Annotated in this window: 18 protein-coding genes, 2 tRNA genes and 1 pseudogene; 11 read left to right on the forward strand and 10 right to left on the reverse strand. The window is 51.5% G+C overall.

Annotation, left to right across the window (positions count from 1 at the left end; translation table 11 throughout):
• The 3 genes and pseudogenes from CFERDRAFT_RS12505 to CFERDRAFT_RS10695 form a co-directional block, all read left to right on the forward strand.
• Positions 1-207, forward strand: a pseudogene (locus CFERDRAFT_RS12505) (hypothetical protein); the annotation flags it as partial.
• A 230-nt stretch (positions 208-437) separates the two neighbouring features.
• A complete protein-coding gene (locus tag CFERDRAFT_RS10690) occupies positions 438-710 on the forward strand; it encodes a YgiT-type zinc finger protein (RefSeq protein WP_006367268.1) in 273 nt (90 codons plus the stop codon).
• A gap of 296 nt (positions 711-1006) precedes the next feature.
• Positions 1007-2227, forward strand: coding sequence for an ATP-binding protein (locus tag CFERDRAFT_RS10695; protein WP_006367251.1), 1221 nt, complete (start codon positions 1007-1009; stop codon positions 2225-2227).
• Between the two features lie 136 nt (positions 2228-2363).
• Here the strand turns inward: CFERDRAFT_RS10695 and CFERDRAFT_RS10700 are convergent.
• From CFERDRAFT_RS10700 to CFERDRAFT_RS10725, 6 genes are all read right to left on the reverse strand, one after another.
• Positions 2364-2436: transfer RNA gene (locus CFERDRAFT_RS10700), tRNA-Pro, on the reverse strand.
• Positions 2437-2456: 20 nt separating this feature from the next.
• Positions 2457-2529 (reverse strand) — tRNA-Arg (locus CFERDRAFT_RS10705).
• Positions 2530-2617: 88 nt separating this feature from the next.
• Positions 2618-4006, reverse strand: coding sequence for an FAD-dependent oxidoreductase (locus tag CFERDRAFT_RS10710; protein ID WP_006367252.1), 1389 nt, complete (start codon positions 4004-4006; stop codon positions 2618-2620).
• 137 nt (positions 4007-4143) lie between these two features.
• Positions 4144-4758, reverse strand: a complete 615-nt coding sequence (gene recR, locus CFERDRAFT_RS10715) for a recombination mediator RecR (protein WP_006367253.1) — start codon at positions 4756-4758, stop codon at positions 4144-4146.
• Between the two features lie 6 nt (positions 4759-4764).
• Complete coding sequence (locus CFERDRAFT_RS10720; protein ID WP_006367254.1) at positions 4765-5100, reverse strand: YbaB/EbfC family nucleoid-associated protein; 336 nt, start codon at positions 5098-5100, stop codon at positions 4765-4767.
• Positions 5101-5238: 138 nt separating this feature from the next.
• Complete coding sequence (locus CFERDRAFT_RS10725) at positions 5239-6222, reverse strand: transketolase family protein (protein ID WP_006367255.1); 984 nt, start codon at positions 6220-6222, stop codon at positions 5239-5241.
• A 71-nt stretch (positions 6223-6293) separates the two neighbouring features.
• Here CFERDRAFT_RS10725 and rsmA point away from each other — a divergent pair, with 71 nt between their 5' ends.
• From rsmA to meaB, 7 genes are all read left to right on the forward strand, one after another.
• A complete protein-coding gene (rsmA, locus tag CFERDRAFT_RS10730) occupies positions 6294-7079 on the forward strand; it encodes a 16S rRNA (adenine(1518)-N(6)/adenine(1519)-N(6))-dimethyltransferase RsmA (protein WP_006367256.1) in 786 nt (261 codons plus the stop codon).
• 225 nt (positions 7080-7304) lie between these two features.
• Entirely contained in the window at positions 7305-9227 is a 1923-nt protein-coding gene (locus CFERDRAFT_RS10735; RefSeq protein WP_006367257.1) for a propionyl-CoA synthetase, read from the forward strand.
• Positions 9224-9631: a methylmalonyl-CoA epimerase gene (gene mce, locus CFERDRAFT_RS10740; protein WP_006367258.1), complete on the forward strand. Its 408-nt coding sequence runs from the start codon at positions 9224-9226 to the stop codon at positions 9629-9631. The genes CFERDRAFT_RS10735 and mce overlap by 4 nt, the downstream gene beginning before the upstream one ends.
• A 28-nt stretch (positions 9632-9659) precedes the next feature.
• Positions 9660-11438, forward strand: coding sequence for a carboxyl transferase domain-containing protein (locus CFERDRAFT_RS10745; protein ID WP_006367259.1), 1779 nt, complete (start codon positions 9660-9662; stop codon positions 11436-11438).
• A 77-nt stretch (positions 11439-11515) separates the two neighbouring features.
• Positions 11516-13288 (forward strand): methylmalonyl-CoA mutase subunit beta, encoded by a 1773-nt coding sequence (locus CFERDRAFT_RS10750; RefSeq protein WP_006367260.1) that lies wholly within the window; start codon positions 11516-11518, stop codon positions 13286-13288.
• The gene (gene scpA, locus CFERDRAFT_RS10755) at positions 13285-15426 is read left to right on the forward strand and encodes a methylmalonyl-CoA mutase (RefSeq protein WP_006367261.1); all 2142 of its coding nucleotides are present in this window, start codon (positions 13285-13287) and stop codon (positions 15424-15426) included. The genes CFERDRAFT_RS10750 and scpA overlap by 4 nt, the downstream gene beginning before the upstream one ends.
• A complete protein-coding gene (meaB, locus tag CFERDRAFT_RS10760) occupies positions 15426-16442 on the forward strand; it encodes a methylmalonyl Co-A mutase-associated GTPase MeaB (RefSeq protein ID WP_006367262.1) in 1017 nt (338 codons plus the stop codon). The genes scpA and meaB overlap by 1 nt, the downstream gene beginning before the upstream one ends.
• Before the next feature lie 24 nt (positions 16443-16466).
• Here meaB and CFERDRAFT_RS10765 read toward each other — a convergent pair whose 3' ends face one another.
• The 4 genes from CFERDRAFT_RS10765 to CFERDRAFT_RS10780 all read right to left on the reverse strand — a co-directional run bounded on the left by CFERDRAFT_RS10765 (position 16467) and on the right by CFERDRAFT_RS10780 (position 21062).
• The gene (locus tag CFERDRAFT_RS10765; protein ID WP_006367263.1) at positions 16467-17465 is read right to left on the reverse strand and encodes a formylglycine-generating enzyme family protein; all 999 of its coding nucleotides are present in this window, start codon (positions 17463-17465) and stop codon (positions 16467-16469) included.
• Positions 17466-17565: 100 nt separating this feature from the next.
• Positions 17566-18018 carry a universal stress protein gene (locus CFERDRAFT_RS10770; RefSeq protein ID WP_006367264.1) on the reverse strand — a complete coding sequence of 151 codons (453 nt, stop codon included), beginning with the start codon at positions 18016-18018 and terminating at the stop codon, positions 17566-17568.
• Between the two features lie 12 nt (positions 18019-18030).
• Positions 18031-18801, reverse strand: a complete 771-nt coding sequence (locus CFERDRAFT_RS10775; RefSeq protein WP_006367265.1) for a slipin family protein — start codon at positions 18799-18801, stop codon at positions 18031-18033.
• Positions 18802-18992: 191 nt separating this feature from the next.
• Positions 18993-21062, reverse strand: a complete 2070-nt coding sequence (locus tag CFERDRAFT_RS10780) for a carboxy terminal-processing peptidase (RefSeq protein ID WP_006367266.1) — start codon at positions 21060-21062, stop codon at positions 18993-18995.
• Positions 21063-21223: 161 nt separating this feature from the next.
• Here CFERDRAFT_RS10780 and CFERDRAFT_RS10785 point away from each other — a divergent pair, with 161 nt between their 5' ends.
• Positions 21224-22198 (forward strand): class II fructose-bisphosphate aldolase, encoded by a 975-nt coding sequence (locus CFERDRAFT_RS10785; RefSeq protein WP_006367267.1) that lies wholly within the window; start codon positions 21224-21226, stop codon positions 22196-22198.
• Positions 22199-22242 lie beyond the last annotated feature (44 nt).

Genomic DNA, 22242 nt, shown 5'->3' on the forward strand with positions numbered 1-22242 from the left:
GATGAACTGGCCGAAGCGATGATACGTGCAGGAAAAGCCGGGGTTACAACTGCCGAAGAGGCGGAGAAGTCCCTCAAAGGTAACTCCGGCCATCCGCTAATCATCTCGATGGTTTCAGGGAAATATCATGAGCTATGTCCTTCTCACAAGCCTGACTGTATTTACTGGAGAGCTGAAAAACAGGGTATGCACTGCCTGAAGCGATAATGATATGCAGATAAGGAGGTTTACTCCTGCTCTTTGGCCAGCAAAAGAATCCGACTCTTCACATGCTAATGGCGTTGAGCAGACCGCCTTTGACGCAATAGGCTGATAATCTCTAATTGGGTTGACCTATTAAGGGGATAGCCACACGATCCATAGTGTTTGGGCTTGTAACAGAGAAAACTCATGGGCTGTTATCATAACTGTTTATCGCCCGGATCCAAAAAGGTGGATTGATTGGAAAACAAGGAGAAAAAGTAATGATCCCGTTTGAACTGTGTCCGGTATGCGGTGGTGAAGTGATTGAAAAAGAGGTAGAAAAATTGATTCTCGGAGGCAACAACACCGCTGTTGTCAGAGTAAAAGCAGATATTTGCACCCATTGCGGGGAGAGATTATACTCTAAAGAGACAATCACCATGTTTGAGACTATCCGCTCACGCCTCGCACGAGGGGTTGTGGCCGGTTTTCTGCCTATGGGTCAAACCTATAAAGTTGCAGGTTGATTCCCCCACCTCTTCCAGGTCTCATGACCTCTGCTGTCTGTCAGGTTGAAGAGTCGTTTGTAGAGATAGTCGAGCACGACCCGGAACCTCAGCAGCATCCATCAACTTTCGCACCGTACCTCCTCCATACAAAATATCGACTCCGGCAATAAACCTTTTCCCGCCAGGCAGCTCAACGCCCATATCAATGCCCCCGCCACACCGGCATCACTGTTGGAGGTACTATCTTTTTTTGACGCTTGCACTTTTTTGTTTTTTCGGCTATTTTTATACTCAATAATAAAATAAGCCGCAACATGCCTTATAAAACAAGAACACTTGAACGTTTTTTTCTGGAAGCGAGTCAACAATTCCCCGTCATGCTGCTGACTGGACCTCGCCAAACCGGAAAAACAACGTTCCTGCGACACCTTGCAGGAGAAGAGCGAACGTATGTCACTCTTGACGACCCGATGCTCCGGGCACTCGCCAGAGATGAGCCTGCGCTGTTTCTGCAACGCTTTACCTCACCGGTTCTCATCGACGAAATCCAGTATGCTCCCCAGCTCCTGCCATACATTAAAATGGCAGTGGACAACGAACCGAAAGCCGGAAAATTCTGGCTCACCGGTTCACAGCAATTCCATTTGATGAAGGGGGTCACTGAATCGCTCGCCGGTCGTATCGGGGTGGTCAACCTGCTTGGATTCTCGCAGAGAGAGCTTTTGGGCACTCCTTCTGCAGAACCGTTTCTGCCGGTTCCGGAAGTCATGAAACAACGTGCACAAAGCCGGCAATTGCTTCTGCCGGAACTCTACCGGAAAATCTGGCTTGGATCGTTTCCCGCTCTTCATCAGGAGAATCCTGCCGATCATGACCTGTTCTACAGTTCATACGTCCAGACCTATCTGCAACGTGATGTACGAGATCTGGCCAATGTCGGCGACGAAAGCGCATTTCTGAGATTTCTTCGCTCCTGTGGAGCACGAACCGGCCAGATGCTCAATATTCTGGACCTTTGCCGCCAGAGCGACATCAACCATGCAACAGGAAAACGATGGCTCTCGATTCTCGAAAACTCAGGCATCGTCTACATGCTCGAACCGTGGCACACTAATATCAACAAAAGAGTGGTGAAAACCCCGAAACTGTACTTCCTCGATACAGGATTTGCGGCGTGGCTGACCGAGTGGACCTCCCCCGAAACGCTGGAAGCTGGAGCGATGTCAGGAGCCATTCTTGAAAGCTGGGTGGTATCGGAGATCATCAAAAGCTGGTGGCACAACGGCAAGCGTGCCCCCATCTATTACTATCGCGACAAGGATGCCAAAGAGGTCGATCTGCTCATTCATCAGAACGGCACTCTCTATCCTGTCGAAATAAAAAAATCGGCAACTCCGGGAAAAGATGCCATTCGCCATTTTCAGGTACTTCAAACACTGAAACAACCGATCGGGCAGGGATGCATCATCTCGCTTGCTCCTCTGTATCTCCCGATCACATCGACCACCGATAACGTACCCGTTGGAATGTTGTGAACCGGGGTTCCAATGGAGAGCTGAAAAATGGGGCATGCACTGCCTGAAGCGAAAACATGGCTGATATTCAAACCATTTCAAATCAGAGGGGAAACGAAAAAGGCGATTACAGATCTCTCCGTAATCGCCTCTGGTGTCGGGGTGGCGGGATTCGAACCCACGACCTCTGCGTCCCGAACGCAGCACTCTACCAACTGAGCCACACCCCGAAATATCTCTTTATCTCCTGTGCCCTTGGGCAGATTCGAACTGCCGACCAATAGTTTCGGAAACTACTACTCTATCCACTGAGCTACAAGGGCCTGATTCGGATCAGGATTCTGAAGATAATATTTTCTCCCTCTTTACAGAATCATTTTCTTGTTTCCTCCAAATTTTTGCCAGACAGTTCTAACCTTTCTTCAAACCAGCCGCGCTGATAATCCCTTCGGAGGCAAGGTTGGCGCTCATGACTGCTCCACCCATCGAGTCGTAGTAGAGCTGCTGCGAAAATCCGCCTGCAAGAAAGAGGTTGCGGATCGGGGTTTTCTGGGTCGGGCGGAACTGCTCCATGTTCGGCGTCGGAGCATAGACCGATTGCGGAATCTTTACCACTGTTGACTTCAGAATTTTTGCACCCTGTGACGTTACGGGATAGCAGTTTCTCACCGAGAGATCGACCTGACGGATAATCTCCTCTTTGGTCATCCCCATCATGTTTTTTGCCGGAGCAACACAGAATTCGAAGCGGGTTTTGCCGATGAAGGGCTCCCCTCTCAGGGTTCGGTAGTCGGGCGTTGTTTGGGCAAGGTTTGCGTAGACCGGAATAACGCCGTCGGGTGAGAAGAGGACATTATCGACAGGGGTAATTTCCCGATCATACCAGATCTGGACAGAGATCACCGGAACCCCGGCAAGGTTGCCGAGACCGCCGAAAAAGCGCTCGTTTTTTTTCAGGCTCTCGGGCAGCACCTTCAGGAGGTTATGGATCGGCAGGGCACAGAGATAGTAGTCCGCGGTAAGGATTTCACCGTTCTTGAGCTGAACACCCTTGATCTCCCCTCCCTCATAGAGCAGCTCCTCTACGGCCGTGTTCGGCTTGAAAACCGCCCCTTTCGACGCCGAGTACTCCATAAGCGGCTGATGGAGATACTCCTGCGGCGAGCCTTTCAGAAATCCCATTCGGGAAGCATCCGGCAGGCGGTAGAAGGTTTCAGTAACATCAAGGATGATCTTGGCTGATATCTCTTCGGGAGGAATGAATTTCAGGGCAAGCGCCATCGGGCGGAACATCTTTTCCATGAGACGGTTGCCGAATTTCTTCGCTGTTGCCCACTCGGCAAAGGTCAGATGATCCTGCGTCGGCGCATATTTGTCACGCTGCAGGGCAAGCGGAATGAGCGATCTGGAAAAAGCGGCCATCTCGGAGAATGAAAAGTAGCCGTTTTTCACAATGGCAGGCAGCAGATGCAGCGGGCTCGGAAGATCCCAGGTGTTGAAGGTAAAACGCTCGCCACCGTCGAGCGTATAGGTGAGCTGATGCTCCTTCCACAGGACTGCGTGATTGGTTTTTATCTCTTTAAGGAGATCATAGAGCACATCATAGGCGCCAAAAAAACAGTGGGTGCCTGATTCAATCCAGTCGCCCTCCTCATCTTTCCAGGCTGATACCTTGCCGCCGAAAATACCCCTTTTTTCAAGAACCCTGACCTGAAACCCCCTGTCTGTCAACCGCTTGGCGGCAGTAAGACCGGCAAGGCCCCCACCAAGAATCAGTACCGACTTTTTTTCTGAACTCATGTATTCACCAATTGATACGAAAGTTTGGCGTCTCTCTCTCTTTGTTCGAAACCTGATTACTGCTTTGGCACCCTGCCTGTCGGGAGTCCGGTCTTGCGGGCTTCTCGCAACAGTTGACAGAGGGACCCTTTGCAATACTACATAGCCGATCGCCCTTCCATTGCCCGTGAAAGCGTCGCTTCATCAACAAACTCAAGCTCTGCGCCGACCGGTATTCCCCGTGCTATTTTGGTCACCTGCACGCCAAGCGGTTTGAGCAGTTTGCTCAGATAGAGTGAAGTTGTTTCCCCTTCAATGGTAGGATTCAGAGCCAGAACAACCTCTTTGACCTCACCGCTCTCCTGACCCGAAAACCGGACAAGCAGCTCGCGAACCTTGATATCATCCGGCCCTATACCGTCAAGCGGCGAAATGACTCCATGCAGCACATGATAGAGCCCTTTATAGAATCCCGTTTTTTCAAAGGCGAGCATATCAACCGGAGATTCAACAACGCAGATAACCGAACGGTCGCGAGCCCTGCTGCTGCATACAGCACAGGGATCACTCTCCTTGTCGGTAACATTCTGGCAGACTGAACAGCGGATAACCTTGTCTTTTACATCAAGCAGTGCGGATGCAAGTTTTTCCGCCTCGGCTCTCGGCTCATGCAGAACATACATGGCAAGACGCTGGGCGGTTTTGCGTCCGACACCCGGCAATTTGGCAAACTCTTCAATCAGGGCTTCTATAGCCGCCGAAGTGTAGCGCATGCGGTGTTATTTACCGAGATTCATGTTTTTCAGGAGGTCGGCCGGATTGATCATCCCGCCGGTCGCCCTGCTGATCTCCTCCTGGGCCAGCCTTGCGGATTCGTCAAGCCCGCTGTTCACGGCTGCGAGCACCAGATCCTGAACCATCTCGGCATCATCCATAATGTCAGGATCAATTGTGAGTGAGAGCAGTTTCTGTTTGCCGCTCACCGAGACCCTGACCATGCCTCCACCCGCCTCGCCATGGGCAACAATCTTTTCAAGCTGCTTCTGCACATCCTGCATCTTTTCACCAGCCTGCTGGATCTGCTTCATCATGTCGCCAAAATTCGGCATTGCCATCTTCTTTTTCTCCCGTGCGTTATAGAAATTTCATTGCGGGCGGTCTCTCACCGCTAGGTGGAGATTACATTTTTCTCCACCCCCCGCCTCTCTGTGTCGGGGGCTACCAATATCACGCTCCTCATGAGCCCAGGGAAATCAGCACTTTCTGCGCAATGCCAGATAGATTTTTTCAAGAATATCAGCAGTAGTAAGCTTGTATTTTTCAAGAAGTTCATCGGCTTTTCCCGATTCACCGAACTGATCCTCCACACCAACCATCTCAATCGGTACCGGTATATTGCGGGCGCAAACATTGGCTACGGCATCACCAAGACCGTTGTAGATCTGATGCTCTTCAGCCGTAACAATTGCTCCGGTATCGTTGGCTGCACGAACAATGGCAAGCGTGTCAATCGGCTTGATGGTATGCATGTTGATAACCCTGACGCCAACACCCTCCTTTTCAAGAATAAGTGCTGCTTCGAGCGCTTTCCATACCATGATGCCGCAGGCAATAACGGTAACATCCTTGCCGGGGTGAAGTTCAATGGACTTGCCGATTTCAAAACCATCCTCGTCAAGCGAAAAATCAGGAACATTCGGCCTTCCGAAGCGCAGATAAACCGGACCCTCATGCTTGATGATGGCATGGGTCGCCCTGACGGTTTCAATGTAATCACAGGGAACAACCACGGTCATTCTCGGAAGACCGCGCATAAGACCGATATCCTCAAGGATCTGGTGGGTGGCGCCATCCTCACCGAGGGTGAGCCCGGCATGGGATGCACAGATCTTGACATTGAGATTTGAGTAACAGAGCGACTGGCGGATCTGATCGTAGACCCGTCCGGTGGCAAAGACGGCAAAACTGGCCGCTACCGGAATTTTTCCGGTTGTAGCGAGTCCTGCTGCCATGGAAACCATGTTGGCTTCGGCTATACCTGTCTGGATAAAACGATCGGGAAATGCATCACGAAACAAATTCATGTTCAGTGATCCGGTAAGATCAGCGCAAAGTGCCACGACATCACTGTTTTCCCTGCCGGCCTGCAGGAGAGCATCTCCAAACCCGGTACGGGTAGCCTTGTTGCCGCGCGAAACATATTGCACTGCCGCGGTCCCGATGTTATTTTCTTCCATTACTTCAAGAATAACTTAAATTAAAAAAAGCAGTTCCGCCCGGCCATGGCACTTAAAGAATTCCGGACTCAATGATAAAAGTTGAATATAAGCATACTGAAATCGCGGCGAAAAAAAAATTAGGTCAAAACTTTTTAACCGACCGCAATATCACAAGAAAAATTGTTGCCTCCTCCGGTGCCACTGCTGATGACAATATTCTGGAGATCGGTCCGGGGTTCGGCGCCCTGACCAGGGAGATCATAGCGATCTGCCCGACGTTTACGGTAGTTGAAAAAGATCCGAAGCTGGCTGCATTTATCAGAAGTGAATATCCCGGACTCAAGGTGCTTGAAGCCGATTTTCTGGATACCGACCTTGAGCTTCTTGCCGGAGAAAAGCCGCTGAGGGTTCTCGGCAACATCCCCTACTCGATTACAAGCCCGATTCTCTTCAAGCTTCTGGAACATCGCCGGAGCTTCATTTCAGCAACCCTCATGATGCAGCATGAGGTCGCCATGCGAATTGTTGCCCGTCCATCCACCAAAGATTATGGCATTCTTGCGGTGCAGATGCAGGCATTCTGCGATGTCAGCTACCTCTTCAAGGTAGGCCGCAAGGTCTTTCGCCCGCAACCGGGAGTTGACAGTGCCGTCATCAGCATGAAACCCAAACAGGAGAGCCCTGTTGAAGAGAGTGAAGGGTTCCGCCGGTTTGTCCGCACCGCGTTTCATCAGCGTCGTAAAACGCTGCTGAACAATCTCAAAGAGTCCTACAATCTTGATGCCGTCGAGAGCTCTACCCTTAAACTTCGGGCAGAAGCGCTCACCATCGAAGAGTTTTTCACCCTGTTCGGGCAGTTGAAGCCCCTTGATTGAGCCGCGGCCTTCTCTGTTGAAAATCCGGCAGCCGGCGGACGGAACAATTGTTCATTGCTCTGAAGTGTATTTTTTGTTAACATTAGGTTTTATGCAATTGCCGTGCAAAATACAGCCGTGCGAAAATCAATGCCACTCCGCTTCAACACCACCCTTTCCGCTGTTCTTGCTGATCCGTCCTCCCTTATTTTATTAACACTTTTTTTTTAACAAGGGATCACTCGTATGCTGCACTCATTCAATACCGTTTATCAAAAATCCATTCAGGAGCCGGAAATCTTCTGGGGCGAAGCCGCAGAAAAGCTTCACTGGTACAAAAAATGGAACAAGGTGCTCGACGATACCAATCCTCCATTTTATCGCTGGTTTTCGGGCGGCATTACCAATACCTGCTACAATGCACTTGACCGGCACGTTGATGAAGGCAGAGGAAACCAGACCGCAATTATCTACGACAGTCCGGTTACCGGTACTAAAACAAGGTACTCCTTCCGCGAATTTCGCGATATCGTAGCGCTCTTTGCCGGTGCCCTGCAGTCAAGAGGTGTGCGCAAGGGTGACCGTGTTATCATCTACATGCCCATGATCCCGGAAGCTGTGGTTGCCATGCTTGCCTGTGCAAGAATCGGCGCCATCCACTCCGTGGTGTTCGGCGGATTCGCATCCCACGAACTGGCAATCAGAATTGATGACTGCAAACCAAAGGTGATCATTTCAGCATCATGCGGTATCGAACATAACAAGATCATTGACTACAAACGGCTGCTTGACTTTGCCATCGAGCTGGCCCACTTCAAGCCTGAAATCTGTATCATCAAACAGCGTGATCAGTTAAAGGCCGAACTGAATGAAGAGCGCGACCTCACCTGGAACCAGTCCCTTCTCGGAGCCGAACCTGCACAGTGCGTACCCGTTGAATCTTCCGATCCCCTCTATATTCTCTATACCTCAGGAACCACCGGCCAGCCGAAGGGCATTGTTCGCGATCACGGCGGCCATATGGTTGCCCTGCAGTGGTCAATGAAAAATGTCTATAACGTTGAACCCGGCGAAGTGTTCTGGGCGGCAAGTGATGTGGGATGGGTTGTCGGCCACTCCTATATTGTCTACGCTCCCCTCCTTCAGGGTTGCACCTCACTCATCTTTGAAGGCAAACCGGTCGGCACTCCCGATCCAGGCACCTTCTGGAGAATCATCAGTGAACACAACGTTTCGGTGCTCTTTACCGCCCCGACAGCATTCCGGGCTATAAAAAAAGAGGATCCGAACGGTCACTACATCAAGAACTACGATCTTTCGAACTTCCGGGCCCTCTTTCTTGCCGGAGAACGGGCTGACCCCGATACCGTCAAATGGGCTGAAAAGATGCTGCAGGTTCCGGTCATTGACCACTGGTGGCAGACCGAGACCGGCTGGGCCATTGCCGCCAACTGCCAGGGAATTGAACCCGGCCCGATCAAATACGGCTCGGCTTCAAGAGCCGTGCCCGGCTACAACGTTCAGGTTGTCAACGCCGATCTTGAACAGCTTCAGCCCAATCAGATGGGTGATATCGTCATCAAGCTCCCGCTTCCTCCCGGCACCATGCTGACGCTCTGGAAGGCTGATAACCGGTTTGTGGAAACCTATATGAAGGAGTTCCCCGGTTTCTATCAGACCAGTGATGCCGGATTTATTGATGAAGACGGCTACATTCATATCATGTCGCGCACGGATGATGTCATCAATGTTGCCGGCCACAGGCTCTCTACCGGTGCCATTGAAGGGGCACTGTGCGAGCATCCGGATGTGGCGGAGAGCGCGGTTATCGGCGTTCATGACGATCTGAAAGGACAGGTGCCGCTCGGCTTCCTGGTACTGAAACTCAATGTCGATACCCCGCACAACCAGATCATCAAGCACGTTATTGAATATGTGAGGGAGAATATCGGACCTGTTGCCTCGTTCAAGAGTGCCATTATCGTCAACCGGCTCCCGAAAACCCGCTCCGGCAAGATTCTTCGCAGCACCATGCGCAAAATTGCCAACAGCGAGGAGTACACCATGCCGGCAACCATTGACGATCCGGTCATTCTCGATGAGATCCGTGAGGGTTTGCAGACAATAGGTTATGCCGTAAACAGCAAGTCAATCACAAAGGACGAATGATAAAAAAGATCGATCACATTGCCATCGCCGTTCAAAACCTTGAGGTCTCACTCGAAACGTTCCTGAACGTTCTCGGGTGTGACCCGAAGAGTGTCACCATTGAGGAGGTCCCCTCCGAAAACGTCAGGGTGGCATTTATACCTGTCGGCGAAAGTAAAATCGAGCTGCTCGAACCCATGAACAGCGAGGGTGCCATTGCTAAATTTCTGCTGAAAAACGGTGACGGACTGCACCATATTGCACTTGCAACCGATGATATCGTCAGGGAGAGCGAGCGACTTAAAACCGTTAATATCACTCCGCTCTCGGAGCCGAAAGAGGGTGCCGGTGGAAAAAAAATCCTCTTTCTGCATCCAAAGGAGACAAATCGTGTTCTGCTTGAATTTGCCGAGAAAGGTCACTAAATAATTGCGATAAAGCCGATAGTACCCTGTGAAACATTTTTATCTGCCTTTCGAGAAAAAAGAGGGATTCAATTACTCCCACGAGAGTATTGAACAACTGACAGAATACGAAAAGTATCAACTCTCCTTCCACCCCGAGCGCCCCAAGCACCTTGATTATCTGACCGTATTTGATGAAGCTGAGGAGTGTCTGCAGAACGATCTCCACGGCAGCTGCATTATCCAGACACACCGGGCGGTTCTGCGCAATGGCCAGAACGCATGGTGGCCGGTGATGCTTATCGGCCAGCAGTCCGGGCCGACATCCGATTTTGCGCAGATGCTCCGGCTCATGAAAAATCCGGAAGAGATCGCCAAATGGAACCAGGGAATGCCAACTCCGGCTGCATTTGAAAAAGCTATTCAGGCTATCGCGCTTGCTGAACAGGAGAACCGCATCATTATTACCGTTATTGATACTGCCGGTGCCGATCCAACCGAACAGTCCGAAGCCGGAGGGATAGCATGGAAAATCGGACGCTGCATGCAGGCGCTCGGTGAAGCAAAAGTGCCGACGCTCTCGGTTATCATAAACCGGGGATGCAGCGGTGGCGCTATTGCGCTGACCGGATGCGATGCCGTCCTGGCCATGGAGTACTCAACCTACATGGTCATCTCACCGGAGGCCTGCTCATCGATTCTCTTCCGCACAAGGGAGAAGGCCGGTTTTGCTGCCGAGATATCACGGATAACAGCCAAAGACGCCCTGCAAAACGGCATTATCGATGACATCATCATCGAGCATGAAGGACCGGCACACCACTTCCCGAAATCCGCCCTGCAGTCATTCAAGGGCGCCATGACGAAGTGGGTCGAAAAACTCAGTCTGACTCCCGCCTCCGAGATCTTTGCAAAAAGAATGGAGCGATGGGAAAACATCGGAAAGTGGGATACCATTTCCGAAGAGGAGATCCTCGCTTTTGAAAAGCCGGTATCATTCTTCATCCAGAAACCCGAAAGAATTCTGTTTGTTGCACGCCACAAACATTGCAGGGACTCCACCGGCAGAACAATTCTCGACCCCGTACTCTATTCGAAACTCTTTGCCGATAATTTTGTCTGCGAAACCTGCGGGCACCGCTATGTGCGCCTTACCGCGCATGACTATATCGATCTTGTGCTTGACGAAGGCTCTTTCACGGAGCATCCCGAGACCCGCTACATTGTCGACAAGGATATTCTTGACTTCCCTGACTACCGCAAAAAAATCACGGAGGCACAGCAGAAAACCGGAGCGGCATCATCGCTCATTACCGGCAATGCAACCATTCAGGGCGAACCGGTTGTCTTTTGCGCAACCAACTTCAACTTCCTCGGCGGCTCGTTCTGTATGTCTACCGCAGAGAAAGTCTGGAGGGCGAGCAAGATAGCCATTGCACGGGGTGTGCCGCTGGTCATTCAGGCTACAGGAGGCGGAGCAAGAATGCATGAAGGGTGCTCTTCGATGGTTGGTCTTCCCAAACTCCATGTTGCCATCTCAAGCGTTGAAAAAGCGGGACTGCCGGTTATTACCATTATTACCGACCCGACGCTTGGAGGGGTTGCCATCGGCATTGGATCAAGGGGCATCAAACTCTTTGAACACAATGCCGGAAATATCGGATTTTCCGGTAAACGGGTCATCGAACAGTATACCGGTCAACCGACAACCAAAGCGTTCCAGACAACCTGGTGGCTTCAGCAGAAAGGATTTGTTGAAAAAACCGCACTGCCGGGCAATATGAAGTACAAGATATCGGAGATCATACAGAGTGCGAGAGCGCTCTGAAGGGATCGGAACAAAGTCTGTTTTTTAAAAGGGGACTCGATTATGGGTACCTGTAATGAATATTTTTACTACAAGTTATGACACAATCCCGGCCTGATTCACTCTTTCACGAGTTTCCGGCAATCAGCCGGGAAACCTGGAAAAAGAGGGTTGTTGCGGATCTCGGTGATAAACCGTTTGAGAGTATAGTCTGGCATACGCCTGACGGGTTTGATCTTGAGCCCTGGTATGCTCATGATGAAGAGGCAAAGCGCGTTGCGGTACCGGCAACAAAAACCGCAAACAGCTGGATAAACTGCCATAAAGTAACCGTTCTCGACCCGAAAAGCGCCAATGCCGACGCATTGAAATCGCTCTCCCAGGACGCTTCAGCACTCGAGTTCTCTATATCCGACCCGGCACACTGCACTCCGCATCATCTCTCAATCCTCTTTGCCGGTATTGACACCTCTGCCATTGCAATCTATTTTTCAGGAAACCTTCCCCCCGCCACCGAGCTCCTTGAAACCCTGCTTGCGCTCTCCTCTTTCAAAGCAACAACCGGCGGGTTTCTTGCGCCACCCCCTCTGGCTTCAAAAGAGCTGGACCGCAAACTCTTTGAGCTGGCCGATGCACTCCCGCAATTCACGCTCTTCTGTGTCGATACAACCGGCTATCATGAGGCGGGATCAACAGCGGCACAGGAGATAGCGCTTGCGCTCGGAGGCACAAGCGACCTCCTTCACCGCTTTGTTGAAGCCGGAATTCCGGCAGAACGGATTGCTTCGGCCATAGAACTTATCCTTCCTGTCGGTTCAAGCCATTTTACGGAACTGGCCAAACCGAGGGCAGTACGAGCACTTCTCCCCTTCCTCCTCAAAGCATACGGCGCAACGGGCTCGATTCAGCCCCGACTCTTTGCCAGAACATCCGAACGAAACCGCTCACTGCTCGACCCCTATACCAATCTGCTCCGGCAGACAACCGAATCGATTTCAGCAATTCTCGGAGGCTACGACACCCTTCAGATTGCCCCTTTTGACAACGGGTTATCGGTCAGAGAGGATATCGCATCCCGGATCACCGGCAACATACACCTTGTGCTCAAGGAGGAGGCATGGCTTGACCGTGTTGTTGATCCGGCATCGGGATCAAATTACCTTGAAGCCCTGACGGCAAAACTGGCAGAATCCGGATGGTCAATCTTTAAAACCTTTGAAGCTGCCGGAGGTCTTGACGCTGCCGGGAGATGCGGTATCGTCGGAAGCCTGATAACCGCCTCATCTTCAGAGCGGGAGCGCGCTGTCAGCAAACGAAAAAAAACACTTATCGGCGTCAACCGCTACCCCTGGCCCCTTACGGCGGAGCAGGAGGAGAACAGCGCGGCCATTATGAATGCAGCAGAAGCATTGCCTGCCAGTAATGAGACGGCGGCGTTTGAACGGTTGCGACTGAAAACACTTTCCGGCAAACAGCATGGCGGTAAAATCCCCTCAGTCGTTATCTGGATGGTCGGCGATCCGGCAATAAGCTTCCGACAGGCTGCATTCTGCGAAGATTTCTTCAAATGCGGAGGTTTCGACATTGCCGCTGTCTCGGCTTTGCCGATAGAAAACTCCTCGTACGACACAGTTCTGCAACACAAGCCGGACATTATTGTACTCTGCATTGCCCAGAAAGATCCGGTACCTGCAGCTCTTGGTATTGCGGCTGCTCTGGCCAATCGTCATTCCGGCATTACCATCATGGCCGGAAAACCCCCGGCTGAGCATGAAAGCCTCCTCGGTGCCGGAATTGACAGCTTTATCTATACCGGTGTTGATGTTCTTGAGATGCTGAAATCCTTCCAACGTAAAACCGGAGTGCAATGAGACCGGACTTTTCAGAGATCGATATTTTTTCCTCCGCACTCATCGCTTCCGGGAACGACATCCCGGCTCCGACGACCTGCTGGACAACCGCTGAAGGTATTGAGATACAATCACGCTACGGCAGTGCCGATAGTGAGCAAATCGACCACCTCGACTTCGCTCCCGGCTTTGCCCCCTACCCCGGCGGCCCCTATACCACCATGTATACGACCAGACCGTGGACAATACGCCAGTATGCCGGGTTTTCAACGGCCGAAGAGTCCAACCACTTCTACCGTCAAAACCTTGCTGCCGGTCAGAAAGGACTCTCTGTAGCCTTCGACCTCCCCACACACCGCGGTTACGACTCCGATCACGAACGGGTAATCGGGGATGTCGGCAAGGCCGGTGTTGCCGTTGACTCGGTTGAGGACATGAAGATCCTCTTCGACCGCATCCCCCTCGGCGACATCTCCGTATCCATGACCATGAACGGAGCGGTGCTTCCGGTCATGGCCTTTTATATTGTTGCTGCCGAAGAGCAGGGTGTAACCGCCGACAGGCTCAGCGGTACAATCCAGAACGATATTCTCAAGGAGTTCATGGTTCGCAACACCTATATCTACCCGCCTGAACCCTCCATGAAAATCATTGCCGACATCTTCCGCTACACCAGCAGCCGCATGCCGAAATTCAACTCCATCAGCATTTCGGGCTACCACATGCAGGAGGCCGGCGCCACGGCTGATCTTGAACTGGCCTTCACCCTTGCCGACGGGCTTGAATATATCCGGGCCGGTCTGAAAGCCGGACTTGACATTGACGCCTTTGCCCCCCGCCTCTCCTTCTTCTGGGCGACGGGCATGAACTATTTTATGGAGATCGCCAAATTGAGGGCGGCACGGATGCTCTGGGCTAAAATTGTCAAACAGTTCAATCCGAAAAGCCCGAAATCCCTGATGCTCCGCTCTCATTGTCAGACCTCCGGATGGAGCCTGACCGAACAGGATCCGTTCAACAACATCACACGGACCTGTCTGGAAGCCCTTGCAGCATCACTCGGTCACACCCAGTCGCTGCATACCAATGCCCTGGATGAAGCCATAGCTCTGCCAACCCCTTTTTCTGCCCGGATTGCCCGTAATACCCAGCTCTATTTGCAGGAGGAGACCGATATAACCCGCAGCATCGACCCGTGGGCAGGCTCCTCGTATGTTGAATATCTGACCAACGAGCTTGCCGAAAAAGCCTGGAAGATCATCAGCGACATCGAGGCCGCCGGAGGCATGGTCAAGGCAATCGAAAAAGGAATTCCGAAGCTCCAGATCGAAGAGGCGGCAACCCGCAAGCAGGCAAGAATCGACAGCGGCAAGGATGTGATTGTCGGGGTCAACGGCTACAGAACCAGCAGCAAAACCGATATCGAACTGCTCGAAGTTGACAACACCCTTGTGCTGAAGCAGCAGATCAAACGCCTTGAAACCATCAAACGTGAACGCGACAGCGAAGCGTGCGCACTGGCTCTCAGGGCTATCGAAGCGTGTGCCGCCTCCGGAGAGGGAAATCTGCTGGAGCTTGCCGTTGAAGCTGCACGAAAAAGAGCTACATTGGGAGAGATCTCCTCGGCCTGTGAAAAGAGTTTCGGACGATACCGTTCGACCATCAGGCTCAACAGCAATGTCTATATGTCGCAGATGCACGATAACCCGCTATTCAAGGAGGCACAGGGGCTTGCCGACCGGTTTGCTGCACTTGAAGGCCGCAGACCCAGAATCATGGTGTCGAAAGTCGGACAGGACGGACATGACCGGGGAGCAAAAGTTATCGCGGCGGGATTTGCCGATATCGGTTTTGATGTCGATATCAGCCCCCTCTTCCAGACCCCTGAGGAGGTTGTGCAGCAGGCTCTTGACAATGACGTGCACATTATCGGCATATCAAGCCTTGCGGCCGGTCACAAAACACTTATACCGAAAATTATCGAGCTGCTTGGCGCCCATGACCGGGCAGATATTCTCGTTATTGCCGGAGGCATCATACCTGAAAAAGACCATGTTTTTCTCTATGATAAAGGTGTTGCCGGAATATTCGGGCCAGGAACAGTCATAGCGGATGCTGCGGTAAAAACCCTGAATCTGCTTATTGCAAGGTTTGAATAATGAGTCGCGACCTGCATCATAAAGAGCGGATCCCCCGCCACGATCCTGATGTGGAAACCGTCGTTTCGGGCATCATGAGCGGCAACCGTCAGATGCTGAGCCGTGCCATCACCCTTATCGAATCCCAGAAGCCGGAGCATGAAGCGAGAGCCCATGAGATTCTCGACCGCTGTCTTGAAAAGAAAACCGCATCGCTGCGCATCGGAATAACCGGTTCACCCGGAGCCGGAAAAAGCACCTTTATTGAGGCTTTTGGTGAAGCGATACTCAACAGCGGCCTCACGCTTGCGGTGCTGGCCATCGACCCGAGCAGCCGTCAGTCAAAAGGGAGTATTCTCGGCGACAAGGCACGCATGGAAAGACTCTCCGGCCGGAAGGAGGCATTCATCCGCCCGACAGCATCCTCCGGATATCTCGGGGGGACCTCCCCGAAAACCCATGAGACCATTCTGCTCTGCGAAGCCGCAGGATATGATGTTATTCTGGTCGAGACAGTCGGTGTAGGGCAATCGGAAGTTTTGATCGACTCCATGGTCGATTTCATCCTCCTTTTGATGCTGCCGGGCTCAGGAGATGAGCTGCAAGGGATCAAACGCGGTATCATGGAGATCGCGGACAGCGTTGTCATAACCAAAGCGGATGGAGATCAGGCTGCAATTGCCGCACTCTCAAAGGCTGAATTCGAGGCTGCACTCATGATGCTGCCCAAAAAACACCCCTTCTGGCATCGAAATGTCTACCTCACCTCCGCGCTGCACAATACAGGTATCAACGATGTCTGGCAGAACATTCTTGAATTTTTCACCCAAATGCGGGAAGAGGCTCGCCTTGAGGAGAGGCGAAGCCAGCAGCTGAAACAACTGCTCTACACCGTGCTTGAAGAGCGGCTGAAAAAAGAGTTCTTCAGCAATCCGGGAGTCATCCAGGCAAAAGCGATCATCGAACAACAGGTGGTTGAAGCCCGTCTCAGCCCATTCAGCGGCGCCAAAATCCTTATGGAAACCTTTCGCAAATAGCGGAGTGGACGATCCCCGGCTGAACTACGGAACAAACACCAGGCGAAAGCCGACATTGGGGTTGCGGGCTAAAGGCGCGCCTCCGATGCGATACGCTGACCGGCAGTGCTCTTCAAAGTCGAACCAGCTCGCACCGCGAAGTACACGGCGCGAACCGTCCTCCGGACCATCAGGGTTGGTAACGGTGCCTGCTGCTTTACACTGCTCATAAAAAGCAGGGTCAAACCAGTCACTGCACCACTCCCAGACATTGCCGTGCATGTTGTACAAGCCCCATGCATTGGGAGCAAAACTGTTCACCGCTACGGTATTCTCTCGGTACACCCCCTTGGGTTTATTGCCGGAAGGGTTTTGACCATTATAGTTAGCCCTCTCTGTAGTCAGACTTTGACCGGAATTGAAGGGGGTTGCCGTTCCTGCACGGCAGGCGTACTCGCGCTCTGCTTCGGTTGGCAGGCGGAACTTCCTGCCGGTATGCTGCGAGATCCAGTTGCAATAGGCGACGGCATCGTTCCAGCTCATATAGACCACGGGATGGTTATCTTCAGAGTTTGGACGGAGAGTGCCTGAAACTCCGTGGCGCCAGTGCTTTTGATCGTTGGCTTTTTCAGCATCAGTCAGGTACCCTGTGGCTTTGACAAATTTTCTGAACTCGGCGGACGTTACCGGATATCTGCTGATATAAAAATCACTCAACCGCACCTGATGCTGGGTTTCATTGATCTGTCGGTTCGCTTCACTCAGAGGACTTCCCATCGTAAATTCACCGCCAGGTATAAAAACGAAGTTTTCCGGGACCGCAATCCCGCTTACGGCGAATGATGTTGTTCCGAAGACCATCACTCCGGCAAGGGTGAGTGTCCCGATAAGAGCAACCATTTTCCCCTGTCGCCCGCTCCTTGCGAGGAGAGCGGTCAGCAGCCTGCGCATCGAGCCGGTAAACGAGGCTGAAGAGCGCTTGTCACTCATGGCTTCAGGGTTCAACGGCAGAGCAATGCTCCGCATGGGATTGGCTTTGTTCATGGCAAGTCTTTCGTTGCTGATTAAAAAAACTGATACTCTCTTTTAACGCTGAACCAAACGAGGCAGAGCGCAAGCATACAACCGCGACGTAATGCAATGACTACTCGATAAACTCCTTCTCTTCGGTTTTGACAATAAGCACCGGACAATTGGCCTTCCGGACAACGGTTTCGGCAACACTTCCCATGATCAGACGGCTCAACCCTTTTTTTCCATGAGAGCCCATGATCACAAGATTGGCATTGCATTCGTCAATTTTATCGAGTATCACATCCGCCGGATTGCCAATCTCCACACCGCAGGATGCCTTGAATCCCCCGTGAATCAACTCCTGCATGATAACCTCAAGATCCTCCATTGAGGCTTTTTCAAGATCAGCTTCAAGCGGCACATAATTAAGCGAAATGTCAACGGCCATAGGTCTCGGCTCCACCACATTCAACAGGTAGAGAGATGCTTCCATACTCCGGGCAAACTCCTTCGCATACTGCACAGCCTTGCGGGAGGCATCTGAAAAATCGACCGGACACAGAATGGTAGTAATCTTGAACATAATCGATTGCGTTTATGTTGACTGGGGTGGTGATGACTGCCTGTTTTCAAAGAAAGGTTTAAACAGATCCATTGGGATGGGAAATACGGTAGTTGAATTATTCTCTGCCGCAATATCCTTGAGTGTCTGGAGATAACGAAGCTGCAGGGCAGCCGGAGAGGCGGAAATAATCGTTGCCGCATCGGCAAGCCTTTGTGCGGCCTGATACTCCCCTTCCGCGTTGATAATAGCTGAGCGGCGTTCGCGTTCAGCCTCGGCCTGTTTGGCCATTGCACGCCGCATCCCCTCGGGCAGATCGATCTCCTTCACCTCCACCTTGCTGACCTTGACTCCCCATGGCTCGGTATCCTTGTCCAGAATAGCCTGGATACGGTCATTGATCTCATCACGCTCTGCAAGCAGATTATCAAGTTCGCCCTGCCCGCAGACACTGCGCAGCGTGGTCTGTGCCAGCTGTGAGGTTGCAAAATGGAAGTCCGCGACATCGACAATCGCCTTGATGGCATCAAGCACACGGAAGTAGACAACCGCACTCACCTTGACGGAGACGTTATCACGGGTGATGATATCCTGCGGAGGCACATCAAGCGTCACGGTACGAAGATCAACCTTGACCATCTTGTCGATAGCCGGAATAAGGATGATCAGCCCCGGACCTTTCGCGCCGATGATCCTTCCGAGCCGGAAAACAACTCCCCGTTCATACTCGCGAAGAATTTTGACCGATGAGGCCAAAAAGAGCCCCACGAGAACAAGAACCGTCAACAGGTTGAATGTCAGCATAATCTCAACTCCTTGTCAAATTGAGAAGAGTTCAAAAGCTCAAATCAGCAGAGGGAGGTTATGGCCCTGACGGCTCTTCCCCTGCAGAAACAATATAGTACAGTGAACACGGTTTATCGGTATTTTGTTCTTTTGACGCATCAAAACAAAGAGCCAACTGAACCTGATAATCACGCTCCGGTATCGCCCGTTTAATTCAGGGCCGGTATCGTACGGATAACGGTCTGCCGCTGCTTGATCTTCAGATCAGCAAGATCCGAAACAATGCCGGCCGACTCATTGAGCAGAACATCCCTGCTCACCCCTTTGGTGGAATCCTGATCCAGAACCCACTGCTTCTCGATTTTTTTTATGGTTTCAATTTCCGATTTGAAAGCCGAATCCTGAAGCGACACCACCTTCTTTTTCCGGATCTGGTTAAGGGTTCTCAGATCCTGCAGATAGGACTGGTAGAGCGTATTGCGCGATGATCGCTCCAGCTCCTTTTGACGGAGCACGCCTATCTCTTCCGGGGTAATCTCGGCGGTTGAGCGGTAAAATGATCGCGAGACCGTGCTCCAGGGCAGACTGCTTGAGTAGGTATCCTCACCAATGGTAGCGGTATCAATCATCGATGGCATGAAGATATCGGGCACAACCCCCCTGTGCTGGGTGCTGCCGCCTGAAATCCTGTAAAACTTTGCTATCGTCAGTTTTATCTGACCCAGTTCAGGTTTCTTTATGAAAAACGAAAATGGTCTTGCGAGTTTGATGATGCTTTGAACCGTTCCCTTTCCGAATGTCCGCTCACCAATAACCACTCCCCTCCCGTAATCCTGAATTGCCGCAGCAAAAATCTCTGAAGCTGAAGCGCTGTAACGGTTTACCAGAACGGCGAGCGGGCCGTTATAGAGTACCCGGCGATCTTCATCCCTGAGCACCATTTTACCGCCGGTTGAGTTGCTGATCTGCACAACCGGCCCTGTCGGGATAAAGAGTCCGGTTACATTGACCGCCTCTTCAAGGGATCCGCCGCCATCGTCACGAAGATCAATAACAATACCATCAACACGCTCACTGTTCAGTTCATTGAGAATGCGCGACACATCACGGCTGGTGCTGTTATAGTTACCGGTATTCTGCTGCTGGCCTTCAAAATCAAGGTAAAATGAAGGGATGGTAATAACGCCGATCTTCTGGCCATTCTGATGAATAATACGTTTCCGGGCCGCCTGCTCCTCAAGATCGACCTTGTCGCGCACCAGTGCTATGATTTTTGCCGGTCCGCGTCCGCCCTGACTGGCCGGAAGAATTTTAAGGCGCACAACGGTCCCTTTTTTCCCGCGAATCAGTTTTACCACATCATTGATTCGCCATGCGGTAACATCAACAATTTCGTAAGCTCTTCCCTGCCCGACACCGATAATCTTGTCCCCTTTTTTAAGGAGGTTGCTTCTGAAGGCCGGACCGCCGGGAATAACCTCGTTAATGACCGTATACTCGCTTTCAGTCTGGAGCTTCGCACCGATCCCCTCAAGAGAGCGGCTCATGTCAATCTGAAAATTGGCATACTCATCCTGCGAAAAGTAGCTGGTATGGGGATCAAAGGAGGTTGTAACCGCATTCATGTAAGCCTGAAACGCGTCTTCCGATTTCTGGCGATTCAGAAGGTTAAGGCGGCTTGCAAAGCTTTTTGAGAGTGCAGCACGAACCGTCGTATTGGTTTCACCTGAATATTTCAGATTGAGCCACTGATATTTAAGTTCCTGTTTCCACAGAGCGGTAAGCTGCCGTCTGTCGGCCGGCCATGGATCGGCCTTGCGGTCAAGGTCAAAGTTTTCGGGAACTGAAAAGTTGAAATGGGTGGTATCCGCGGCAATTTTCATAAACCGCATCTTCTCTTTTGCCCGCTTCAGAAAAAAGTTATAGATGCCAAAACCTGCGGTTGGTTTTCCTGCAAGAAATTCATCATCAATCCGGGTGCCGTATATCCTGCGGAGACTGGCAACCTCACTGGCCACAAAATAGCTCTTGCTGCCGTCAAGATTGTCGATATAGCGGTTGAATATCTGTAGGGAAAGGGAGTCATTGACCGCTACCTTCCTGTAGTGGTTCTGAAGAAGGTACTGACTGATGTATTTGCCTGCATCCTCCTGGGCTTCGGTCGGCTTGAGCACATTGATGGAGGGTCCGGCGGCTGAAGCCGTCCCGAAAATTCCTGCCGACAATGGTGAAGAAAAACCACAGGTAACAGTAAAGAGAAGCAGACTTTTTCTAAACATTTTCCGGTTTGATGATCAAAAGGTTGTGCTGCGACAGTTATACGATTCTTGAAAGGAGAGACAAAAATATTATATTGATCCGCAATTGCGTAATGGTGTCGGGGAATTTAAACTCGACAAAAAAAATCCGTCCTAAAATACTAATAATGGGAGAGCTTTCAATGCAAAAGAAAAAGATCAGTTATAAAGAACTTGGCCTTGTCAACAGTCGCGAACTATTTCAAAAAGCTGTTACAGGCGGTTACGCTATTCCTGCCTATAATTTCAACAATCTCGAACAGATGCAGGCCATTGTCATGGCTTGCGTAGAAACTGCCTCACCGGTTATTCTGCAGGTTTCAAAAGGCGCCAGAAGCTATGCCAATGAAACACTTCTCCGCTACCTTGCACAGGGAGCTGTAGCCTATGCTGAAGAGCTCGGAACGCCTGTTCCCATTGTCCTTCACCTTGATCACGGCGACAGCTTTGAACTCTGCAAAGACTGTATCGACTCGGGATTCTCCTCCGTCATGATTGATGGTTCTCATCTCCCTTATGAAGAGAACATCGAACTGACCAAAAAAGTTGTGGCATACGCACACGAACATGATGTTACGGTTGAGGGTGAGCTTGGTGTGCTTGCCGGAATCGAAGATGAGGTCTCGGCTGCTCATCACACCTATACCCAGCCGGAAGAGGTTGAGGACTTTGTAGCCAAAACCGGTGTTGACAGCCTTGCCATCTCAATCGGCACTTCACACGGCGCATTCAAGTTCAAACCGGGTGAAGATCCTAAAATCCGCCTCGACATTCTCAGTGAAATCGAGCGCCGCATTCCCGGGTTCCCTATCGTCCTGCACGGCTCCTCATCCGTACCCCAGGATCTGGTCAAAACCATCAACGAGCATGGCGGAAAGCTGAAAGATGCAATCGGCATCAGTGAAGATCAGCTTCGTCTTGCGGCAAAATCCGCAGTCTGCAAAATCAATATCGATTCTGACGGTCGCCTTGCCATGACCGCCGCTATCCGCAAGGTGCTTGATGAAAAACCCGAAGAGTTCGATCCAAGAAAGTACCTCGGCCCTGCCAGAGACTCTCTCAAGAAGCTCTATATCCACAAGATCATCAACGTGCTCGGCTCCAACGGCAAAGCCTGAGACGAAAAATTCAGCGATTGAATTGGAAAAGGGCGGCCTACACA

It is taken from the genome of Chlorobium ferrooxidans DSM 13031 (assembly GCF_000168715.1).
Lineage (GTDB): Bacteria > Bacteroidota > Chlorobiia > Chlorobiales > Chlorobiaceae > Chlorobium > Chlorobium ferrooxidans.